A 19,767-nucleotide genomic window follows, 5' to 3' on the forward strand; every position below is an offset into this window, starting at 1 on the left:
TCCGCGACCGTGACGTCCGGCTCGGATTCCCGCTCGAAGGTGGACAGGCCCAGGCCCAGGGGCGACGCCGGCTGTCGAGAGGACTTCTTGACGGCGATGGTGCAGTCGGCCTGCGATGTTCACGCCCAGGAGGATCCGGCCCGGCTGGGGGACGCGGCCGCCGGGCGTCACGTGTCGAGGTTGATGAACAGGCTCCGCGCGAACTCGTCGAACTCGTCGATGTTCGAGGTGATCCAGCCGATGTCCTCGCCCAGCGTCCGTACGATGACGTCGATGCCCAGTGACTCCAGGCGCCAGGCGTAGTTCACCGAGACGCACATGGCCTCCGCCTTGGCGGCGACGAAGTAGCGGATGGAGCGTTTGCCGCGGCCCAGGCGTTCCGTGTCGAAGTCGATGACCTCGGGGTCCTGGGCGGCGCCCGGCTCGTCCTTCTGGACGAGCTCGTCCAGCGTCGCGTCGACGTCGCCCTTGCTCTCGCCCGCGTGCACCAGGAAGGTCAGGAACTCGCGGCGCGGGTCGGGGACGTAGAGGAAGAGCTGGTGCACCGGGATGGCCCGGGGGACCTGCTCCGCCACGGAGTCCAGCTCGAAGGCCAGCATCTTGACCTGCTTCTTGTCGACCTGCTCGTCCTCGACGAGCGACCACAGCAGCTCCGAGGTGCGTCGCGCCCACTTCTTGCGCTCCCGGGCGGCACCGCGCCCTTCGCCGAGGAGGGGCACGGCGGGCCAGACGGTGGCGTCGCTGTCCGTGTCGAGGGAGAAGGTGACGTTCACTCGGTCCTCCAGCGGAACGTAGTCATCAGGGCGTCGAAGAGTTCGACGAGGATCTCCGTGAAGTCGCTTGCGGGATCACCGTCGCCGAGCGTGCTGAAACTGACGACGACCCAGCCGGAGTCGGTGCCGTTCGACGGTACCTGCACGAGGTAGTCGACGTGCTTGGACGGTGCCTCGACGCCCTTCTCCGGATCGGCGGGCACCGTGCGTTCCTTGCGTACGGCGGGCGAACCGTCCACCTCAGCGGGCTCGGAGCCCGTGGAGCCGGTCGAGCCCGTGGCGTCCGCGGAATCCGTGAGGAGTTGCGTCAGCACGTCCTGGCGGGTGACCCCGTCCCGCCGCGCCCCGTCGAACTTGGCGACGATGACAGAGGCGGCGATGAGATAGCCGTGCATGGGCTCGACGGGGAGGTAGAGGTCCACGCCGTCCCGTTGGCGCGCCTCCTTCACCGAGGAGTTCAGGCGCCGGTACAACTCGAGCCGTGCCTCGGTCACCTTGTCGCGCGGCAGGTCGTCGGAGATCCGCTCCGCGGCGTCGTCGACGATCTTCTTGACCGCGTCCTGGGTGCCCTCCTTGAGAGGGATCCTCGCCCAGCCGGGCGGGATGACGAGGGTGTAGCCGAAAGCGTTCCTGGTGTCAGCCGGCGGCATCGCGGCGGCTCCTTCGTTCCGGGGCTCCGTACGAGCCGTACGCCCGGTACGCGAGCGTGAGGGCCCCGGGCAGGAGCGGGGCGATGAGGACAGCGGGGTGGTGGTGCATCAGCAGGAGCAGCGGAGCGAGCTGGGCGAGACCGCCCCCGGCGAAGTGGAGGACGAACTCCTTGCGCCAACGTCTCCTGCGGTGCAGCACGGCCACGCCGGCGGACAGGGCCGCCACCGCGAGCAGCGGCAACGCCTGCCCGGGGAGGCGGAAGACGACACTCAGCGACTTCGGCAGAGCCGCCGAGTCGATGAGCACCCCGCCGACGATCGCGACGATGAGGAAGGCGAGCGGAGTCACCAGGGCGATGCGCGCGTTCCTGATCACCTTCCTGTCCTCGGGCGCGAGAGCAGGCGCCGCGGCGCCGGTTGCCGCGCCGGATGTTGTGTTGTCGACCATGTGCGCGGCTCCTGGTTCCGTGCGTCTTCCGTGCGTCGCGGCCGGCCTCACCAGGCCGACTGGGCCTGCGTCACGCCGTGGCTTCCCTTGAAGTCGTTGTACGCGTCCCAGCTGGGCTTGTGCGGAATGTCAAGGCCGTCGCTCGCGGCGTTCAGGGTGTCGTTGTCCCCCAGCAGCTTGTCGCCCCAGTCGACGGCCGTACCGGCGTACGCCGAGCCCATGGCCACGCCGTAGGCCGTGTTGCCGCCGAACTTGGTGCCCTGCGAGATTCCCTCGCCGAAGAGCTTCTTGTTCGTGCTGATCCCCTTGCGCAGGGCGGCGAGCTCGCTGTCGCCCAGGTGCGCCGCCGTGGCCAGCTTGCCGGGCGGCGGCAGCTCGTCGGCGACCCTCCCGGCCCGTCCGGCGATGCCCTTGCGCAGGGCGTTCATCTCCTGCCGGATGCCGGCCCTGGTGGCGTCGTCGCCCGCGCCGGCCAGCCGGTTCGCCAACTGGTTGCGCAGGCCCTTGGTCGCCGCGAGGCCGTCCTTGAGCTTGGTGACGCGCTGCACGGTCGAGGCGGCACGCGTCGACTTGCTCGCCACCTTGAGTCCGGCCATGGCGCCCCGGCCGAGGCCCATCGTGAGCAGTCCGAAGGCGTCGAAGGCGACGTCCATCCAGGTGGCCTTGCCGGCCGCCACCAGCAGCATGCGCCCCAGTACGACCGCCACGCCCAGGCCGATGACCAGGAGATTGAGCCCTGGCACGAAGATGGCGACGATGGCCAGGGCCGTGCCGACCCAGCTGAGGATGTCGAGGAAGAGCTTGAACCCGTCGGCGTGCTCCTTGGCCCAGCCGACCAGGTTGTCCCAGGTGCTGTCCTCCACCGCGTCGTCGATGGCGTCCAGGATGTTGCGGCGCGCCGTCATCGCGTGACTGTTGAAGTGGGACGTGGCCTTGAAGAGGTCCTTCTTCGCCTCCTTGACCGCGTCCTCGTCCTTCTCGTCGGCCTGTGCCTTGTCACGCGCCTTCCTGGCCAGGTCCTGCGCGTGCTCCAACTCCCTGGCCCAGGTGGTCAGATGGCCCGAGACCTTCTCGTACCGCCCCTTGGTCTTCTCGAAGCGCCCGGCGAGTTCGTCGGACTCCTCCTTGAGGCTCTCCGCGTACTTGCCCTTGATGTTGTCGTCGTCACCGAGCCGGCGGAGCTTCGACACCTGCCGGGACAGGGTCTCCGCGATGGTCGAGAGCCGCTTCGCCTCCTCGCGGACGGCGACCGGGTCGCCGGGAGTCGGGTCTTTTTCGGTCAGGGGGGACCAGTCGACAGGACGGCCAGCCACGCGCTTCTCCCTTACTTGGTCTTCTTCTTGCGTTTGTTGGCCTCTGCCAGCTCTTTGTCGAGCTTCTCGAAATTCTCGATCGACTGCTCGACGAGTTTTCCGACCTTTTCGATGTTGTCGAGGAGTTCTTTTCGGTGGTCGTCCCAGTTGGTGGTGAAGTCGTCCATGGCGCCGGCGACGTAGGGCGATCCGTAGTCGTCCCGCAGGTCCTCCTGGTGCCCGGTGCACCCCTTGAACTCCTTGCGTACGGTCCCCAAGTCCTTCTTGATCGTGTAGAGGTAGTCGTAATCCACACCGAGATCGGTCATGGGGCCTCCTCGCGGTTCCCTCGGCAGCCGGGGCGTTCGGTACGGCGCCCGGTGGGACAGGGGCGCCGTCTCAGGGGGTCGACGTTATCCAGGGGGGTCTGGATCCGGCCAGGGGCGATTTCCGGGCGAGCCGGTGCAATCCGGCGGACCGTCACCGTGTTGTGACGCGTGCGGCGAGGGCGTGCGGCGGCGCGGAGGGTGGGACGGCCGCCTTGTACGCGTATGCGTTACGTCAATTTCTTTCCGTGTCCCTTCGGGCCGGTGATAGCTTCGCCGTGCCGTCGCGCCACGGAGAATTGAGTGAGAGGGGAATTGGCTCCTGTCGAAGTTCCCTTGCGGGACTTGTTATCGGCCCTCAATTCGTGCGGTCGGATTGATTGATTTCCAATTGCCTGCCCTCGTCGAGCGACCGGGCCGGTCGACGCCGCTGGGGGCGTGCGGGGACGTCGTGGCTCGTGCGGCGGGCGATGGTAGCTTCCTCTACAGAGGTGTAGTAGAAGAGGTGTGGCGGCCGGGGAGACGTGCGCGCGGCACCAGGGGAACGGGGGAGCGGGATGAGTGATCTGGCGGTCGACTACGCGGTGTTGAACCGCGTGCGGCACAACCTCGACCACATCGCGCATCTGATGAAGGAGCCGGGCCGGGACATGGAGAAGGTCACCGGCGACGCCATGGGAGTGCCCGAACTCGCCCGGCGCATGGATGACTTCGGCGACGAGTGGTCGTACGGGATCAAGCAGCTGACGAAGTTCTCGGGGAAGGCGTCCGAGGCTCTGCTCAAGATCAAGGAGTCCTTCGAGAAGCTGGACGACGAGCTCGCCGGGGCCGCGGAGCAGGGTAAAGGCGGTAAGGGTGGAAGCGGCAAGGGGGCGGGCAAGTAGCCATGGCCGAGGTGCTGTTGGGTGATTTTCCGTCCCTGGGGTTCATTCCCTGCCCGGGTGACCGCGTGGTGGCGGACGACATCGCCAAGAAGGTCCGCAAGACGGCCAAGGCGCTCGCCGAGATCTGCCAGGTGCTGCACGGCACCGGCGTCGGCGACTGGAAGGGCAAGGCCGCGGAGGGCTTCCGGGAGAAGTTCGACGACGAGTTCCGGCCCAGGATGGACGAGGCCCGCGATTCGTTCCACGGTGCCGCCACCGCCCTGGAGGACTGGGCGGAGTACATGGAGGGCAAGCAGAAGGCCGCTGTCGACCTGGAGGCCGATGCGGCCAGGGTCGACAAGCGGCTGAGCGATGCCCACGAGAGGGCCGACAAGCTCAAGCGCGACCACGGGGAGAAGCGGGGCGCCAACGGCGAAGTCGGCCGGGGTGGCCAGGAGGGAAAGGGCGGGAAGTCCGCCAAGGAGCACGAGGAGGCGCTCCGGGAGGCCGACCGGGCGGTGAATTCCACGGACATGGAGCTGGAGGAGATCCGCCGCAAGGCCCGACGGCTCAAGAAGGCCTACCAGGAGTACGGCGGACAGATCGCCGAACGGCTGAAGTCCGCCATGGACATCGCCCCGAACGAACCCGGCATGTGGGAGAAGCTGGGGAGCGCGCTCGAGAGCCTCGGCAAGGCGCTGGCCGACCTGCCCGGCACGCTCGGCGACGTCCTCGCCGAGATCGGCGAATGGATCAAGAGCCACGCGGACTGGATCACCGTCGTCGCCTCCGTGGTCGGCGTCATCGCCATCTTCTGCCCGGTGCTCGCGCCGCTGGCCGTCGGGCTGAGCGCCGTCGCGTTCTTCGCCCATGCGTCGGCGTACGGAATGAGCGGCCTGTTCCCGCCCACGGGCAACAACGGCCAGAACCTCGGCAACTGGCTGACCCTGGGCGGCGACGCGCTCGGCATGGTGCCCGGCTTCGGGGGTGCGAGGGCCGGACTGAAGGCGGCGAGAGGCGCCGGAGGTGCCGCCAAGGGCACCAAGGTCGGCCTCAAGACGGCTGCCGCGGCCACGAAGAGGCTGGCGAAGGGGGCGGATCCGGTCGCCAAGGTCATCGACAAGCCGGTCATGGCCGCCGCGAGCAAGCTGGGGCTCTCGCGCGGTGCCGCCCTGACCGCCACGGAAGGCGTCCAGGCCGCCGCCGCGACCGCCTGGACCGCGCCGACCGCGATCAACGCGTACGAGACCAGTGCCGGCAAGTACGACGCGGCCACCTGGGGCACCGGTGCGGGCAACATCGTCACCGGCTCCAGTGGCGGCAAGTTCGGCGGCGCCGTCGCCATCGGCAGCGCCATCGGGCTGGGTGCGTGGGAGCTGACGAGCTGATGGCTCTCACCGACGCGGCGCCGGGCATGCCCGGACTCTCCTCGTCCGACCTCGGCGTACCCGACTTCTGGTTCGAACTCCCGCCGGGCTTCCAGGAGTTCGACCTCGACGAGGACCCCGAGCAGCGCATGCTGCGGCTGGCGGAAGCAGTCGACCCGCTCTTCGCCGACGCCACGCCGTCGCAGAAGTTCAGCCTGGTCGTGTCCGGCGAGTACGCGCTCCAGACCATGATCACGGCAGGCGCGGAGCACGTGTCGGCCTGCCTCCTGCGGATGCCCGACGGCCGGCTGTCCCAGGGGACGCTGAGCGTGCTCGTCGAAAGGCCGGACGCCGGACCGGAGAACCAGGACAGGCAGGGCACGGCCAGGCGGACGGCCGTCCAGTGGCGCGAGCGGTACGAGGATGCCGAGGTGGCACTGATCATGCTCCCGTACGGACCTTCCGCCCTCTGCATACGGGATCAGGACCTGAGCCTTCCCGGCGTCCTCTTCGGCCTGGACGAGCCCATCCCCACCACGCTCCGGCAGGTGCAGGTCTGCGTGCCGTTGAAGTACGGCCCCGGATCGGTCCTCTTCGTCTTCATGACCGAGCAGCTCGACCACTGGGCCGAGTACCTGGACATCCTCACCGGCATCCTGAAGTCGGTCTCGGCCGAGGAGCCCGCCCCGGACGCCCGACGCGAAGAGGTCGGCGGCGGCCTCCCGGCCTCCGGCGGAACGGGCACGGAAATGAGTACGGGAACGGGCACGGAAACGGAGCACCAGGCATGAGCACGGACGCGCACGACGAGACCCGGATCAGGCGCACGCGGCACCCCGTCGCGCTGGCGATCGGTCTCGGCTGCTTCGTGCTCGCCGTGATCGCGGGGTTGTACCTGCTGGACACCACGGACGCGCTTCTCATGGTGCCCCTGGGAGTCGTGCTGGTACTGGTGCTGATCGTGCCGATACGGCGGCTGGGGGCCAGGGAGTCCAGCGCGGGCGCGGCGCTGTTCGTCGTCATCGCCTCCCTGTTCGCCGCCTACGGCGCGAACCTGATCCGCGACGACCTGACCCTTCAGGTGCGGGGCGAGAAGGTCACGGCCACCGTGGTGAAGGAGCGACTCGACCCGGGCCAGGGCAAGGGCCGCCGCTCCCACTACGTCCTGGCGGAGCGGGACGGCACCCGGGTGCCGGGCCCCGAAATGGGGACGGGCTTCAAGCAGTACGAGGTCGGCGACGTCCTCACCGTCCTCGCCGACCCCCGGGGCAGGCTCGAACCGCGCACGCCGGACGAGGCGGACGCCACGGCCGAACTGGTCAGCTCGGCTGCGGCCGCCCTCGCCGCCCTCGGCGCCCTCGCGTGGATGACGTGGCGGGGCTCGGACACCGCGAGGCAGCGGAGCGAGGCGAAGCGGAAGACCGCGTCCAGGGTGCAGCGGGCCTACGGAACCGCGGCCCGCGACCACACCACGCGGACCGAGCAGGAGGAGAAGCTCCGCGAGGCCCTGCGCACCCACCCCGCCGACCGGCGCGGCTACATCAAGGTGCCCCCGGAGGAGTACCCCGAGGTCTCCCAGCAGCGGGCGGCGCGGATCGCCTGGGAAACGGGGCTGCGCGCGGAGGCGGCGGGCAACCGCGGCTCGTGGCGCTTCCGCGAGACGGTGAACGAGGAAGTACCCCGTGACTGAGCCGCCACGGGGCCTTTGCGGGGGCACCGGGCGGGGCTTGCCCGACCGGTGGTCCGGCGTACCGGAGTCAGGGAGCCCAGACCCCCAGCGACCGCGCCAGGTTCTCCAGGTCCTCCGCCGCCCGCAGGACGTGCGCGATGTCCTCGGACGCCGTCCACAGGACGACGTCCGCACCGTGCTCCTCGACCTGCCACGCGTACCGCACGCAGGCCAGCAGGTGGGGTGAGTCCTCCTGGGGGACGTAACGGAAGGTGGTCATGCCCTTGCCGAGCCGGTCGGACGTGAAGGGCTTGACGACCGGAAGCTCGACGGCGCTCCGGTCGTCGGCCTCGGTGAGCGCGCGCAGGGTCTCCTCCCGGGGGCCCGACGCCGGGCCGATCGCCGCGCAGACAGGGAGCGGTACGTCGGCCGGGTGGTCGAGGTGGAGGAAGACCCAGTGGTCGGAGCCGGGCGGGGCGAGGGCCTCGGCGGTGCGCTCCAGGGTGCCGGCGACGAAGTCGACGCCGTTGGGCCCGGGGTCGAGGTCGCCGTCCGTCCACAGGTCTTCGGCGACCTCTCTGGACCAGGTGCGGATGTCCGCCCACGGCTGTGAGGGAGCGGTGCGGCCGGCGCGCGGCGGTACCAGGACCCATGCGTCGTCGTCGACATCGTCGATGTCGATGATGGGCCAGAACTGGTCTCGCCCGGACGGGTGTTGCCTCGTCTCCGGTGGCATCGTCATCCTCTGATCCAGCGGAAGTTCGCCATCACGGCGTCGAACCATTCGACGAGCGCGTCGGCCAACTCGTCACGAGGGTCGCCACCACCGACGGTGGAGAACGCGGCCACGAACCAGCGGTCCGGGTCGTCCGGCACGGACACCATGTACTCGACGCGGCGGGAAGCGAGCTCTCCGCCGCGCGGGCCGGCAGCCTGTGCCACGTGTTCGCGACGCACGGCCAAGGCGTCGTCGACCTCTCCCGAGCTCAGGTCCACGTCCTCCGCGCCGTCTCGGGAAAGCAGCTGGACGGCGATTTCGGTGGGCGCGGACGCGCCCTCCGGGCTTCCGGCACGTCGGGGCACGACGGACTCGGAGACGAGGATCGAGGCCCCGATATTGACATCGCTCAGGGGCTTCACCGGCAGGTACAGGTCCAGGGCCTTGCTCTTCCGGGCATCGGCGACCGCCGCGCGGAAGCGGCGCTCCAGTTCCCGCTTGTACGGCCCGATCTTGTCCGTCGGAGCGTCGGCGGGGATACGGGAACAGGCCTCGTCCAGGATCCGGCCAACGGCGTCCTCCGTGCCGTGGCGGAGGGGGACTTGGGCCCATTCGCTGGGGATGAGGAGACGGTAGCCGGTGACAGGCGGCTCGCTGACCGTGCTGTCGGAGGCCTCGGCGGTCGTCGAGGGCGGCTCGGTCTGTTTAGGCAGCACGGAGTCGTTCCTTGCGGTTGAGGTGCCAGATGCTGGCGAGACCGCCGACACAGATGATTACGGCGATCCACAGAACCCAGACGCCTGCGCCGATGGCGAAGAGCAGGGCGTAGAAGAGGTACAGGAGGAGCGCCCATTTGATGAGGCCTCGCTCGCCCCAGAGCTCGCTCCAGTCGTCCGGTCGCCGGTACAGGTGGACAAGGGCAACCGGGACGAGGGCGTAGAGAGGCCACTCCCACGTCGGCCACGGCACCAGGTATCTGTCGAAGAAGTCCTTCGTCGCGGGGGCAGCGAACATGCGGAGCAGGGAGAAGACGAACACGCATTTGAAGATGCCGAGCCGCCATGCCGTACGGCGTTGCGCCACTGCCGCCTGCTCGTCCGGCGCGCCACTATTTCCCGTCATCAGTGTGCATCCCTCACCATTGCGACCCGACGGGTCGTGTCATGCGGTCCTTCATTCGGCTGTACTCGCCGTCGGACACGAAGTCCCCGGCCTTGTCCGCGGAGTCAAGCGCGGTGCTGGTCGCCCAGGTGGAGCGGACCACGCCCGCATGACGCTCAGCCTGGCTCGCGTTGTCCGCGAGCCGGGTGTTGTCGGGGTACCGGTCTCGCCACTTCTTGATGTCCTTCAGCTGGCTGCCCAGTTCCGCGTCACCCAGGGCCCTGGACTTCTCTTGCGCTGTGATCTGCGGCATCTCCGCGTCACGTACGTCCTTGCCGGCTTGCTTTCCCTGAGTATTGGCCTTCTGTTCCGCCTTCAGCCTACGTGCACGGCTCTTCTCCCGATCGCCGCGTGATCGGCCCCCGCCTTTCCGGCTTCCCCTCTTGCCATTTTCGATCGTGCTTTTACGGGCCTGCTGCGCCGACGCCTTGGCGGCGTCGTCGGCCGTCCCCGATGCGATTTTGCGCGAGCTCTGCTGCAGCGCCTTGATCGCTTTGCCTGCCTTGATCCCCTGCCGGGCGAGCTTGAGTGCGCCGACATCCATGAGGACGTCGAACCACGATCCGTTGCCTGTACTGGCCTGGGCGAGATGGATAACAGCGACGATGCCCGTAAGGATGAGAGCGACGACGCCGACTGCGGGGAAGAGCAATGCCAACACGCCGATGGCCGTGGCGGCCCAACTCAAGGCATCCGCCAAGGTACTGAGCCAGTCGGCGTCCCCGATCGCCGCCTTGAGGTCATTCCACCAACTGTCCTTCATGTCGTCGTCGATGGATGTGCGGATCTTGCTGGCGTAGTGACCCGCACGCTCGTCGTAGTCGCCGGTCGCGGAATTGAGCCGACCGCGGGCATCCGACAAGTCCTCCTTGGCCTTCTTCAGGGCGGGGTCCTCCGCGTCGGAACCCTTGTCGCCCTTCTTGTCCTTTTCGTCGCCGTCCTTGGCCTTCTTGCCGGAGTCGGGCTTGTCCTCGTGGGCGTCGATGACGCGCTGGGCGTCCTTCGCGTCCCCGAGAGCCTTGTCCGCGCGCTTCTGGAAGCCCTCCAAGTCCTCGGCCCACCCGGACAGATGGTTCTTGACCTCGCGGTACCGGTCCTCCGCCTCGTCGAGCTTGCGGCCGAGGCCCCGCGCGTCCTCGGCGAGTTTGTCCGCGTACTTGCCCTTGAGGTTGTCGGCGTCGGCCATCGCGGTGAGGGCCGCGGCCTGGGTGCGCAGATACTCGGCGATCTTCTTCATGTGCTTGACCTGGCCGCGAACCCCCTCGGGGTCTCCCGGTACGGGATCGCTCTCGCGCAGTGGTTGCCAGTCCTTGGGCCGTGCCATTTCTCCCCCGAAGCCACTTCTCTTGCTGTATTTCAGTCGTACGTGTACATCGTGTGCTGCTGCCGTTCCATCAGCCTTTTGGCGTCTGGTCCCGGTGGGCTACTTATCTTTCTTCTTGCCGGATTTGGCCAAGTTGTCATCGAGATCCCTGAAGGCGTCGCGAGTGCCTTCGACCTGTTTCCCCACCTCTTCCAGGGATTCGAGGAGGCGCTTGCGGTTCTTGTCCCAGTTGTCCACGAAGTCGCCCATGGCGTCCTTCATGTCGGAGGCGCCGACCGCCGACTGAATGTCTTCCTTCCATTCGTCGAGGTTCTTGAACTCCTTCTGAATGGCGTTCAGTTGACTCGCAGACTTGTTCAGCAGCTGAAAGTCGACGATCAGGTCGGATCCCGACATGTGTTCCGTACTCCCCGTTTCCGTACCGCGCTTGTCACTCGGCGCCACTCTGCCATGATCGCAACCGGCACGGTGGCCCGCATTCTGTGAATGCCCGGTGAAGCACGCGGTATCGACATCGCGGGATTCGGCACCGACATCGCGGGACTCAGCCCCGCCGCCCCCGGGAAAAGTCCCCCCGGCCCACCCTTCGCGCAAGCCCGTCCACCCCGTCACCGTCGAGCAGCGAGCCATAGCCGGTCGCCGCCCAGACGCTTGTGGACGCGGCCACCTCGAAGTAGGGGAGCGGGCGTCCGTCGGGGCCGGTCGTGTCGGTGAGGACTTCCGGGGCGCGGTGTTCGCGTACGGCTCGGGCGCAGTCGGTGCAGGCGGCGACTCGCAGGTGGTCCCGGCGGCCCAGGGGGCGCCAGGTGAGGGTGCGGGCGGCGCGGCCGTGCAGGGGGTTGAAGAAGCAGAGGGGGAGCGGATCCGGGGCGCCGTCCAGGGCATCGCGGCCCTCCGTGACCAGGGCGAGGACCCCGGCGAGGTCCGGCAGCCCGCGCGCGCTGTCGAGGACGGTGCCCGCTGCGTCGTACGCGTCGAGGGCCCGCCGCAGCCCGGGCGTCGATGCGGCGTCGGCCTGCCGCGCGGCCTCGCCGAGCGCGAGCACTTCCGCCTCCGCGCGCCGCCGCAGTTCGGCCTCGTCGGCCGCGCGGGCCGCCGCGAAGACCGCCCGGGGGAAGGCGAACGGGGCCGAGGGGTGTGCTGTCGTGCGGGAGCGGCGCCGTGCGGAACGTACGAGTAGGACCGCCCCCGCCAGCGCGACGGCCACCGCGGCGACGACGATCACGGGCATCAGCCGGCCGGGGCGGCCCGAGCCGTCACCGGACTGGTCGCTCACGTCCTTGTGCAGGGCCTTCGTCTCCTCCTTGTACGCCTCCGTGCCGTCACCCCGCTCGATGAGGCGGATCGCCTCGGTGGTCAGTTCGGCGAGGCCCGCGTCGCGGAACTCGTCCATGAGGCCGACTGCGTACGCCGCGTCCGAGGCCTGGCGCTTGTCGCCCGGCCACTCGAAGCCGCGGATGTCGTCGTTCCTCTCCCCACTGGTGAGGAGGATGAGGTCGCGACCGGCGTCCCGGCCCGTCGGCTCCCGGTCCTCGAGGCGGTCGCGCACGACGGAGGCCAGGGTGTCGGGACTGCCGCCGAAGGCATCGCCCTTGGCGAGCGGGACCAGGATCACCTTGATCGGGAGCCCGGTCTTCTCGATCTGCGCGACGAGCTGCCTCTGGCGGGCGGGCGGCACGGCGGAGGCCTCGTACGACGGGTCCACGTAGACCGGGGAGTCGCGCAGCGCGGCGGCGATCTTCCCGCCCGGGCTCGGGGCGGGGGCGGCGGAGGCGGGGGTGGCCGCCACACCCAGCAGCAGTACGGCGGCGAGGGTGGCGAGGACGGTGCGGGCCGCGCGCAGTGGGGCGGCGGCGAGGCGCTTCAGGTCACTGGACACCGGCGTACTCCCGTACCTGGCGGATGAGTTGGGGAACGCCCTTGCGGGCGGCGGGCAGCGGACCCGGCGCGTCCTCGTACAGGACGCGGCCACCGTCCCGGCCGCCCGGCCGCCCGTCGCCGGCCTGGTTCGGCAGGGTGAGACGGAGGGTGTGGGCACGGCCGGGCTCCGCCGTGACGAAGAGGCGGCAGGCGGCACAGACGGGGATGGTGCGGCGCCTGTTGTCCTCGGGCGCGTACCGCGCGTCGCGCCAGCCGGTGGCCGGGCCGTGCAACGGGTTCAGCGCGCAGGGCGGCTTGCCGGTGTCGCCGCTCGCCAGTGCGGCGCGGCCCATGCGCGCGAGCGTGACGGCGGCGGCGAGGTCGGCCGAGGGTACGTCGTCGTCCACCCGCCCGTCGGGCCCGCCCGTGTCGCGGTCGGCGAGGAGCGTGGCGGTGTCGAGGCAGTCCCATACGCGGGTGCGCAGGGCGGGGGGAAGCGCCGCGTTCGGGTCGAACTCCCGTGCGAGAGCGTCGAGTTCGCCCCGGGCCGCCTCGCGGAGATGGGCGCGGGAGGGGGCGGTGGGCGCGTCGAAGACCAGGCCCGACGGCCGGCCCGGCGAGGGGTCGTGCCGTCCGACGGTGGTGCGGGACGGGATGCGCAGAGCGGGCACGGCGCGGCGCAGGATGCCGAGCACGCCCGCGGCGAGACCGAAGACCACGAGCGCCCCGATCGCGCCGATCATCAGCCCCGGCCAGAAGTCCCCGCTGAACAGCTTCGGGAGCGCGTGTTCGTCGAGGGGGTCGGGAGCCGCTTCGCCGTAGGAGGAGGTCTCGGGCGCGTCGGTGCGCGGCGCCTTGTCGAGGAACGTCAGCAACGTGCCGAGCCGCGCGCCGAGTTGGTGATCGTCGGAACGGTCGTCCGTGTCGGCGTACCGGATGGTGTCGGGCAGGTCGAAAGCGATGAGGTTCGCGTCGATGCGTACGCGGTACGTGATCACGTCGATGTCGCCCGACAGCGGGTCGGCGACGACGTAGACGCCGGGTCTGCCGAGCTCGGCATGGAGCGCGTCGGCGAAGGCCTGGGGGTTGCCCCCGGACTCGTCGTCGGAGAGCTGCGGCATGAGGGCGACGTGTACGGGTCCGCGGTCGAACTTCGCGATCTGCGCGCGGAGTTCGCGGACCTCTTGCGCGTCGAGGGAGCGCGGGCTGTCGGGGTCGCTGTAGACCGGTCCGTGGCGCAGCCCGTCCGCCACGCGGTCGACGCGGGCGGTCATGTCGGTGGTGGTGGGCGGGGAAGCGGCGCTGGACGTGGTCTGGTCGAAGAGGATCACGGCGGTGATCACGACGGCGGCCGCGGCGACGACGGCGGCGGCGGCGTCGGCCCAGGGCGCGATCCGGCGGGTGGAGCGGTCGCCGGTGTCGTCCTCGGGGCTCTTGTGGATATTGACGGATGCGGGTTCGGATGCGGATGCGGACACGGGCGAGGGAGAGGGTGCCGCGCCAGGGCGGCGACGCCACCACCGCCGTACGTAGGGAGAGAGCAGCAGGACGAGCAGGGGCAGGCCCGCGAGAAGGATGCCGGTCAGAAAGGACTGGTTCCGTCGGTCGGTGGGACCGATGTGCAGCTGCTCGGGCTCCTTGTAGCCCTCGCCGTAGGGGCCGTGCCCGCCGTACTCCTCCCGCGCGGCCTCGGCGCGCTCCGACGCCTTCGCGCCGCCCTGCGCGATGACGTCGACGAACCGTTCGAAACTCAGCAAGGGCCCCGCATCGTAGGGCAGTTCGTACTGCTGCACGGTCCGTGCGTCGTCGACGGGTGCCCGCACCCCGAAGGCACCGGCCGCCACGACGGAACTCTCGTCGACGAGCACGTACAACCCGTCGCGCCCGAGCCGGTCGTGCACGGCCCCGAGCAGCCCGTCGTTCGCCATGCTGGTCCCGTCCCCCGGCAGCACCATGACGTAGGTCGGCATTTTCGTGCGCTTGGCGAGCCTCGCGAAGCCGGGGGCGGTGGAGCGCGGGACGGCGCGCGGGAGCTGGTCGGTGACGTAGACGGGGTTGCCGCGGAGGTGGGCGGCGAGGGAGGCGGCTTGGGTGGTCTCGTGGGGAGTCGGGGCCGGCCCTGAGGCGGTGGCAGGGGCGGGGCTCAGGAAGGAGGCGAGGAGGAAGAGGGAGACGAGGGTGATGAGGCGGGGGACAGAGATCGAGGGTGAGGGCGGGGTACGTCGGCCCCGGCGGCCGGAGCGGGCTGCACGCTCGCCGGTGACCTCGCCACGCCCGCCGCCGACGGCCTCGCCACGCCCGCCGCACCCGCTTTTGCAGTGGGGAGCCTCACCGTCTTTGCGCTGGCATGCCCCGTGACCTGTCGCTTCCATGGTTCCCGTCCCCCTCGCCCCCCTGCCGACTGGGCGCACTTTACTGTCGCGACGGGGCCGGGGGCCATGGCACTCCACGTCTGTACGGTGAGCTGGGGGCGGCCCATTGCCCTACCCTCTCCGGCACACCGGCGCGGAACCGGGCCGCCTCCCGATGCTGCCCCTCGGTGAGCGCGCTCTCCGACAGCATGCGCACCGTTCCCGCGGTCACCTGCACCAGACGCTCCGCGCTGTTCGGTGTTCCGGTGAAGAGCCGTACCCAGGACCGGTCCGTGAACGCGAGCCGGACATCGGCGCCGCCGAACGGGCTGAACTTCATCTGCCGGGCCTCGGCGAGCGCGGACAGGGAGAACTCGGCGAGGATGTCGGTGTGTTCCAGCGGCCCGCAGCCCGGACCGATGCCCGACCCGTTCTGCGCGCAGAGGGCCGGACTGGAGCGTCATCTCCTCGACGCTTGGTGCCGCTCAGACCTAGCGGGGCGGCTTCGTCAACTCTGGCACTGCGTGCAACGGCTTCCGCCGGTGACGGTCTAGCCGGCGTCGATGTGCTTCTTGATCTGGTCTTTCGCGTACGTGTACGCCGGGCTGCCGTACTTCGCGCAGTACTTGTGCGCGGTGTCGCCCGTGTCCTGCTCCACGATTCCGTGCTCGACGGCCCGTGCGTATTCCTGGGCGTCCTTCAGGGCCGTGCCCTGGTCCGGAGCGGACAGGCTTGCTCTGTCGAAGGTGAGCTTCACGGCGGACGGGAAGCCATCCGCGGCCGGTCGATGTCGGCCGCTCGGGCGGCCTTGTCCCTCGGCGTCGCGCTCTTCTCCGTACCGCCGGTCTCGGCTCCCGCGATGCACGGGTGACTCCCGGTGGGGTGACAGCCGGTGGGGCGACAGTTCGACAAGCCATCCGAAGGCACTGAAGTGGTCAATGCCTTCGCCGGATCCGGTTTTGCGGTGCGGCCCGTACCTGGCTCAGGGGTGCACATCCCGCAAACTGCCCGGTTTGCCGGCAGTTCGGGACGCCGGTGTCGGCTCGTGAGGTGCGCGGCCGGGTGGCACTGGCCGGCCACCGGCTCGGCACCCGGTGGCCGCGATGAAATTCCGTGCGCCCTCGCCCCGACCTGACCATGATGGCCCGATGCCCGACGACACTCACCCCAAGAGTCCCGATCACCCCAACACCCCCACCCACCCCAGAACCCACCCCCCGCAAGCCGCCGCGGACGAGCGCACGTCTCTTGGCGCCTTTCTTCAGTACCAGCGCGAGACCCTCGCGATGAAGTGCGCCGGGCTGACCTCGGGGCAGCTGAAGGAGCGGGCCGTGCCGCCCTCCGACATGTCGCTGCTGGGGCTGGTCCGGCACCTCGCCGAGGTCGAGCTCGGCTGGTTCCGCAACGTTCTGAACCGCGAGGCGGCCGGCGCGCACTGGAAGGGCCGGGTGCCGGGCGAGCGCGCCGACTTCGACGTGGCGGACGCCGACCCCGACGAGGCGTTCGAGGTCTGGCACGCCGCGTGCGCCCGCTCCCGGGCCGTCGTGGACTCCTTCGACTCCCTCGACACCACCGTCGACTTCCGTGAGGACACGTACTCGCTCCGCTACGTCCTCACGCACATGATCGAGGAATACGCCCGCCACAACGGGCACGCCGACCTGCTCAGGGAGCGGATCGACGGAGTCACCGGGGAGTAGTCCCCGTAGGCTGGCGCTCGAGAACGACAGGACCCGGGGGACGGAGAGGGTGCCAGCCATGGCCCGCTACACAGCACCGCAGACCATCGCGCGCGGCGGATTCAGCATCAAGGTGCCGGAGACGTGGTGGGAGTTCGACGTGCGCCCCGAGTCGCGCGACGCCGCCATCCGGCAGATGATCAACGACCGCGTCCGCGCCCGCCCGGAGCTGGCCCCGCACCGCGACACCTTCGAGGCGTTCCTGCGCAAGGCATCGAGGGACGCCTGGCAGTCCGGCGCGCTGTACTGCGGCTGCATGGCGGAGAGCTTCGGCGGCGATACGCCGGTCACGGGCTCGGTCACCGTCTCCGTGGTCGGTGCCCGCACCCCGAACGGCGACGTGCTCCCCACCGACCCGGACCGCATCGTCGCCCAGCTCGGCGTGCGCGAGGCCAAGCGGGAGGGCGACGCGTGGCGCAAGGTCACGACGGTCGACATCCCGGGTGTCGGCCCGGCCGCCCGGACGCACGGCATCGAGGACATCTCGGTCCCCGGTGAGGAGCGCACGATCCGGGTGGTCCTGATGCAGACGTTCATCCCGGTCCCCGGCCAGAAGGGCAAGGTCGCCCTGGTGTCCGGCAGCAGCCAGATCCTCGACCTCGCGGACTCGTTCTTCGACATCTTCGACGCGGTGACCTCTACGTTCCGCTTCGCGGAGTAGGCGGCCTGAACAGCTCCCGCGGCTGAGTGGCCGGGCGTGCGGCCCGGAGCGTCGTGAGAACGCGCCCCGGGCCGTCCGATTCACCTCCCGGTCGGATCTCCGCTCGGCTCCCCGGTCGGATCTCCGCTCGGCTCCCCGGCCGGATCTCCGCTCGGCTCCCCGGCCGGATCTCCGCTCGGCTCCCCGGCCGGAGATCCGGTCGACTCCCCGGCCGGAGATCCGGTCCGCGTGGTCACCGCCGGTTCAGCGCCCGCTTCACCTTCTTGCCCGACGGTGACTCGTCCAGCGTCTTCCACAGCTTCGACGAGCTCAGGGACGTGTAGACGCCGGGTGCGCCCTGCGCGCCGCAGCCGTCGCCGTAGGAGACGACGCCGATCAGGATGGGTGCCTTGCGGCCGGGGACCTTGCGGAAGATGGGGCCGCCACTGTCGCCCTGGCAGGAGTCCTTCGTCTCGACCCCGGCGCAGAAGTTGACCTTGGAGTCGTACTCCTTGTAGCTCGTCCCGCACTCCGCGTGGGAGAGGATCGGGACCTTCACCTCGCGCAGGCGGTCCGGGGTGTGGGGCAGGTCCGTGTCCGTGTTGCCCCAGCCCGCGACCGTCGCCTTCTGGCCCGGGCGGATCAGCGCGTCCGTGCCTTGCGTGGGCAGCGCGACCGGAGAGATGCCGCGGACCGGCTTCTTCAGCTGGAGGAAGGCGACGTCGTACGCCTCCTTGCCCTTCAGGTAGCGCGGGTGCACGACCACGCCGCCCTTGGCGATGTCGCGTATCCGGCCCTGCTCGGCGGTCAGCACCGTGCGGCCGACGGCCACCTGGAGGGACTTCGGCCTGACCGGCTTGCCCGCGTCGTCGACCAGGCAGTGCGCCGCCGTCACCACGGTGTCCGCGGTGACCAGGCTCGCTCCGCAGAACTGGCGGTCCAGCGCGCTGCCCGCGCCCTTCGAGAGGACCGCGGTCATGAACGGGTAGGCGTCGTTGGGGACTTCGGTGCCCCCGATGATCGCGTGGGCGGCCGGGGCGGAGGTCGCGACCATCGCGAGCGCGGCGGTCGTCGCGGCGAGGCCCGCGGCCGCGGAGGTCCGGCGTGTGGGGGTTCTCTTGAACGTATTCCTGGAACTCATGGGGGGTTGCTTCTCTTTCGTACGGCAGGAATTGCGGAATTCACTCGACGCGCGAAAGGTCCGTACCAGAATGGGTGCCAACGGGGTTGCCCCGACCGGGATTTGGTCAGGCGTTCAACAATGTCGTCCGCCCCTTCTCGCGCATCCCTCTCGTGCGCCCTCTCGTGCATCCCTCTCGTACGTTCCTCTCGCGCTGAAATGAGAGAGGGCGAATGCGGCGGGACGGTTCATTCCCCCGCGCGCTCCGATTCCTCCGCCAGCAACCGCCGCAGGACCGGCGACAGTTCCGGCACGCGCGCCCCCGCCGCCTGCGCCGCCGCAAGGGCCCGTACGTACGCCACCGCCTCCGCGCGCAGCCGCTGCTTCTCCTTGCCCTGCCGACTGCCGGCCAGCCACGTCGCGATCGCCGGCAGCACCAGTACGCCCGCCAGGTAGCCGGCGGGAGTGTCCTGCGTGGCGCCCCAGATCACCCCGCCGAGCCCGGCCAGGAGGAGCAGGCAGCCCGCCTCGTCGTGCCAGCCGCCCTCGTCCGCCCTCGCCTCATAGGCGCTGACGGCGTGGGATTTGGCGGGTATGGGGGGAGTGGGGGGAGTGGGTGTGGCGGCGACGGGGGGAGTGGGTGCGGCGGGTGTGGTCGACGCGGGCCGACCCTCGTGCGTCCGCTCTGCGTTCTCGTACGGAAGCGAGTCCCTGTCCCCGTGCGGCAGTGGGCTCATGTCCCTGTGCGGAAGCGAGTCCATGTCCCCATGCGGCAGCGAGCCCATGTCCCCGTGCGGCAGCGGATCCCCGCCCCCGTGCGGCAACAGCGCCCCCTCCCCGTACGAAGGAATCGGCGCCGCGCCCTTCCCGCTCCCGTTCTCCGGGCGGCCGACCAGCCAGTCCGGTATGTGGGTCACCGGTGCCCCGTACGCCTGCGCGAGGCCGATCACCTCGCGGTACCCGGCGAGCAGCGGGTGCAGCAACTCCCGCTTCCAGCGCCGTCGCACGAGCACCCAGAGCCAGGTCCCCAGGGCCAGGAGGGGGACCGCCGGGCCGTACAGCACGCCCGGCGGCTTGTCGGCGAGGGCGGGGACCGTGGGGGAGAACATCGGCCAGCAGATGCCCGCGACGATCGCCAGGCCGCCCAGCCAGCCGGGTGCGCTGTTGGCCACCCGCCGCAGGGTCCTCCGGCGTTCCGCCAGGAGGGCCGCCGTCGCCGCGTCGTCCGTGTAGTCGAAGCCGCGCCGGGCGCCGATGACCCGTACCGCCGCCAGAAGTCGCTGGTCGGCGGCGAGAGTTGCGTGGGTCGTGGGGAGGAGTGGGGGGTGTTCGGTGGGGGTGCTCACGGTGGGGCGGCTTCCCTTCGCGCGGAGTACGGCAGGTGGTGCGGAGCGGGATTGAGGGGGGTGTGCGGAGCGGGATTGAGGGGGTGTGCGGAGCGTGATCCGGGAGGCGCCGCGGAGCGT

At 70.1% G+C, this 19,767-nt stretch carries 21 protein-coding genes; 6 read left to right on the forward strand and 15 right to left on the reverse strand.

The genetic code is table 11. From position 1 onward, the window contains the following. Positions 1-167 precede the first annotated feature (167 nt). The 5 genes from ACZ592_RS04820 to ACZ592_RS04840 are packed head-to-tail and all read right to left on the reverse strand — an operon-like array spanning position 168 to position 3,492. Positions 168-773, reverse strand: a complete 606-nt coding sequence (locus tag ACZ592_RS04820; RefSeq protein WP_471580096.1) for a hypothetical protein — start codon at positions 771-773, stop codon at positions 168-170. Then, positions 770-1,423: a hypothetical protein gene (locus ACZ592_RS04825; RefSeq protein ID WP_471580097.1), complete on the reverse strand. Its 654-nt coding sequence runs from the start codon at positions 1,421-1,423 to the stop codon at positions 770-772. The genes ACZ592_RS04820 and ACZ592_RS04825 overlap by 4 nt, the downstream gene beginning before the upstream one ends. After that, entirely contained in the window at positions 1,410-1,871 is a 462-nt protein-coding gene (locus ACZ592_RS04830; protein ID WP_471580098.1) for a hypothetical protein, read from the reverse strand. The genes ACZ592_RS04825 and ACZ592_RS04830 overlap by 14 nt, the downstream gene beginning before the upstream one ends. A 47-nt stretch (positions 1,872-1,918) precedes the next feature. Beyond that, on the reverse strand, positions 1,919-3,184 hold the full coding sequence (locus ACZ592_RS04835; RefSeq protein WP_471580099.1) for a putative T7SS-secreted protein: 1,266 nt from the start codon (positions 3,182-3,184) through the stop codon (positions 1,919-1,921). Between the two features lie 11 nt (positions 3,185-3,195). Next, complete coding sequence (locus ACZ592_RS04840; RefSeq protein ID WP_471580100.1) at positions 3,196-3,492, reverse strand: hypothetical protein; 297 nt, start codon at positions 3,490-3,492, stop codon at positions 3,196-3,198. A 554-nt stretch (positions 3,493-4,046) separates the two neighbouring features. Here ACZ592_RS04840 and ACZ592_RS04845 point away from each other — a divergent pair. The 4 genes from ACZ592_RS04845 (at position 4,047) to ACZ592_RS04860 (ending at position 7,409) form a co-directional block, all read left to right on the forward strand. After that, entirely contained in the window at positions 4,047-4,373 is a 327-nt protein-coding gene (locus ACZ592_RS04845) for a hypothetical protein (RefSeq protein WP_471580101.1), read from the forward strand. A 65-nt stretch (positions 4,374-4,438) separates the two neighbouring features. Next, positions 4,439-5,740 carry a putative T7SS-secreted protein gene (locus tag ACZ592_RS04850; protein WP_471580102.1) on the forward strand — a complete coding sequence of 434 codons (1,302 nt, stop codon included), beginning with the start codon at positions 4,439-4,441 and terminating at the stop codon, positions 5,738-5,740. After that, positions 5,740-6,510, forward strand: coding sequence for a hypothetical protein (locus ACZ592_RS04855; protein WP_471580103.1), 771 nt, complete (start codon positions 5,740-5,742; stop codon positions 6,508-6,510). The genes ACZ592_RS04850 and ACZ592_RS04855 overlap by 1 nt, the downstream gene beginning before the upstream one ends. Then, the gene (locus ACZ592_RS04860; RefSeq protein WP_471580104.1) at positions 6,507-7,409 is read left to right on the forward strand and encodes a DUF3592 domain-containing protein; all 903 of its coding nucleotides are present in this window, start codon (positions 6,507-6,509) and stop codon (positions 7,407-7,409) included. The genes ACZ592_RS04855 and ACZ592_RS04860 overlap by 4 nt, the downstream gene beginning before the upstream one ends. Before the next feature lie 67 nt (positions 7,410-7,476). On the opposite strand, the gene ACZ592_RS04865 is transcribed toward ACZ592_RS04860, so the two are convergent. The 8 genes from ACZ592_RS04865 to ACZ592_RS04900 form a co-directional block, all read right to left on the reverse strand. Continuing rightward, complete coding sequence (locus ACZ592_RS04865; RefSeq protein ID WP_471580105.1) at positions 7,477-8,130, reverse strand: hypothetical protein; 654 nt, start codon at positions 8,128-8,130, stop codon at positions 7,477-7,479. After that, complete coding sequence (locus tag ACZ592_RS04870; RefSeq protein ID WP_471580106.1) at positions 8,127-8,822, reverse strand: hypothetical protein; 696 nt, start codon at positions 8,820-8,822, stop codon at positions 8,127-8,129. Before ACZ592_RS04870 ends, ACZ592_RS04865 begins: the two co-directional genes overlap by 4 nt. Further along, a complete protein-coding gene (locus ACZ592_RS04875; protein WP_471580107.1) occupies positions 8,812-9,228 on the reverse strand; it encodes a hypothetical protein in 417 nt (138 codons plus the stop codon). The genes ACZ592_RS04870 and ACZ592_RS04875 overlap by 11 nt, the downstream gene beginning before the upstream one ends. Before the next feature lie 13 nt (positions 9,229-9,241). Then, complete coding sequence (locus tag ACZ592_RS04880; protein ID WP_471580108.1) at positions 9,242-10,504, reverse strand: DUF308 domain-containing protein; 1,263 nt, start codon at positions 10,502-10,504, stop codon at positions 9,242-9,244. 186 nt (positions 10,505-10,690) lie between these two features. Next, positions 10,691-11,035: a hypothetical protein gene (locus ACZ592_RS04885; RefSeq protein ID WP_471580109.1), complete on the reverse strand. Its 345-nt coding sequence runs from the start codon at positions 11,033-11,035 to the stop codon at positions 10,691-10,693. Positions 11,036-11,135: 100 nt separating this feature from the next. Beyond that, a complete protein-coding gene (locus ACZ592_RS04890; protein WP_471580110.1) occupies positions 11,136-12,470 on the reverse strand; it encodes a hypothetical protein in 1,335 nt (444 codons plus the stop codon). Next, positions 12,460-14,823: a hypothetical protein gene (locus ACZ592_RS04895; protein ID WP_471580111.1), complete on the reverse strand. Its 2,364-nt coding sequence runs from the start codon at positions 14,821-14,823 to the stop codon at positions 12,460-12,462. Before ACZ592_RS04895 ends, ACZ592_RS04890 begins: the two co-directional genes overlap by 11 nt. Before the next feature lie 529 nt (positions 14,824-15,352). Continuing rightward, the gene (locus ACZ592_RS04900) at positions 15,353-15,559 is read right to left on the reverse strand and encodes a hypothetical protein (RefSeq protein ID WP_471580112.1); all 207 of its coding nucleotides are present in this window, start codon (positions 15,557-15,559) and stop codon (positions 15,353-15,355) included. Positions 15,560-15,950: 391 nt separating this feature from the next. Here ACZ592_RS04900 and ACZ592_RS04905 point away from each other — a divergent pair, with 391 nt between their 5' ends. Beyond that, on the forward strand, positions 15,951-16,502 hold the full coding sequence (locus ACZ592_RS04905) for a DinB family protein (protein WP_471580113.1): 552 nt from the start codon (positions 15,951-15,953) through the stop codon (positions 16,500-16,502). Between the two features lie 58 nt (positions 16,503-16,560). Then, positions 16,561-17,202, forward strand: a complete 642-nt coding sequence (locus ACZ592_RS04910; protein ID WP_471580114.1) for a hypothetical protein — start codon at positions 16,561-16,563, stop codon at positions 17,200-17,202. Positions 17,203-17,434: 232 nt separating this feature from the next. Here the strand turns inward: ACZ592_RS04910 and ACZ592_RS04915 are convergent, their stop codons facing one another. Beyond that, positions 17,435-18,322, reverse strand: a complete 888-nt coding sequence (locus ACZ592_RS04915) for a S1 family peptidase (protein WP_471580115.1) — start codon at positions 18,320-18,322, stop codon at positions 17,435-17,437. A 227-nt stretch (positions 18,323-18,549) separates the two neighbouring features. Next, positions 18,550-19,647 carry a hypothetical protein gene (locus ACZ592_RS04920; protein WP_471580116.1) on the reverse strand — a complete coding sequence of 366 codons (1,098 nt, stop codon included), beginning with the start codon at positions 19,645-19,647 and terminating at the stop codon, positions 18,550-18,552. Between the last annotated feature and the right edge of the window lie 120 nt (positions 19,648-19,767).

The organism is Streptomyces sp. NPDC040622, assembly GCF_055593965.1.

Excerpts from the sequence above, each read along its gene's own strand:
- ACZ592_RS04865 (WP_471580105.1), bottom strand. The coding sequence starts at position 8,130 with ATGACGATGCCACCGGAGACGAGGCAACACCCGTCCGGGCGAGACCAG.
- ACZ592_RS04905 (WP_471580113.1), top strand. The coding sequence starts at position 15,951 with ATGCCCGACGACACTCACCCCAAGAGTCCCGATCACCCCAACACCCCC.
- ACZ592_RS04845 (WP_471580101.1), top strand. The coding sequence starts at position 4,047 with ATGAGTGATCTGGCGGTCGACTACGCGGTGTTGAACCGCGTGCGGCAC.
- ACZ592_RS04910 (WP_471580114.1), top strand. The coding sequence starts at position 16,561 with ATGGCCCGCTACACAGCACCGCAGACCATCGCGCGCGGCGGATTCAGC.
- ACZ592_RS04860 (WP_471580104.1), top strand. The coding sequence starts at position 6,507 with ATGAGCACGGACGCGCACGACGAGACCCGGATCAGGCGCACGCGGCAC.
- ACZ592_RS04875 (WP_471580107.1), bottom strand. The coding sequence starts at position 9,228 with ATGACGGGAAATAGTGGCGCGCCGGACGAGCAGGCGGCAGTGGCGCAA.
- ACZ592_RS04855 (WP_471580103.1), top strand. The coding sequence starts at position 5,740 with ATGGCTCTCACCGACGCGGCGCCGGGCATGCCCGGACTCTCCTCGTCC.
- ACZ592_RS04830 (WP_471580098.1), bottom strand. The coding sequence starts at position 1,871 with ATGGTCGACAACACAACATCCGGCGCGGCAACCGGCGCCGCGGCGCCT.
- ACZ592_RS04915 (WP_471580115.1), bottom strand. The coding sequence starts at position 18,322 with ATGAGTTCCAGGAATACGTTCAAGAGAACCCCCACACGCCGGACCTCC.
- ACZ592_RS04825 (WP_471580097.1), bottom strand. The coding sequence starts at position 1,423 with ATGCCGCCGGCTGACACCAGGAACGCTTTCGGCTACACCCTCGTCATC.
- ACZ592_RS04895 (WP_471580111.1), bottom strand. The coding sequence starts at position 14,823 with ATGGAAGCGACAGGTCACGGGGCATGCCAGCGCAAAGACGGTGAGGCT.
- ACZ592_RS04880 (WP_471580108.1), bottom strand. The coding sequence starts at position 10,504 with ATGAAGAAGATCGCCGAGTATCTGCGCACCCAGGCCGCGGCCCTCACC.
- ACZ592_RS04840 (WP_471580100.1), bottom strand. The coding sequence starts at position 3,492 with ATGACCGATCTCGGTGTGGATTACGACTACCTCTACACGATCAAGAAG.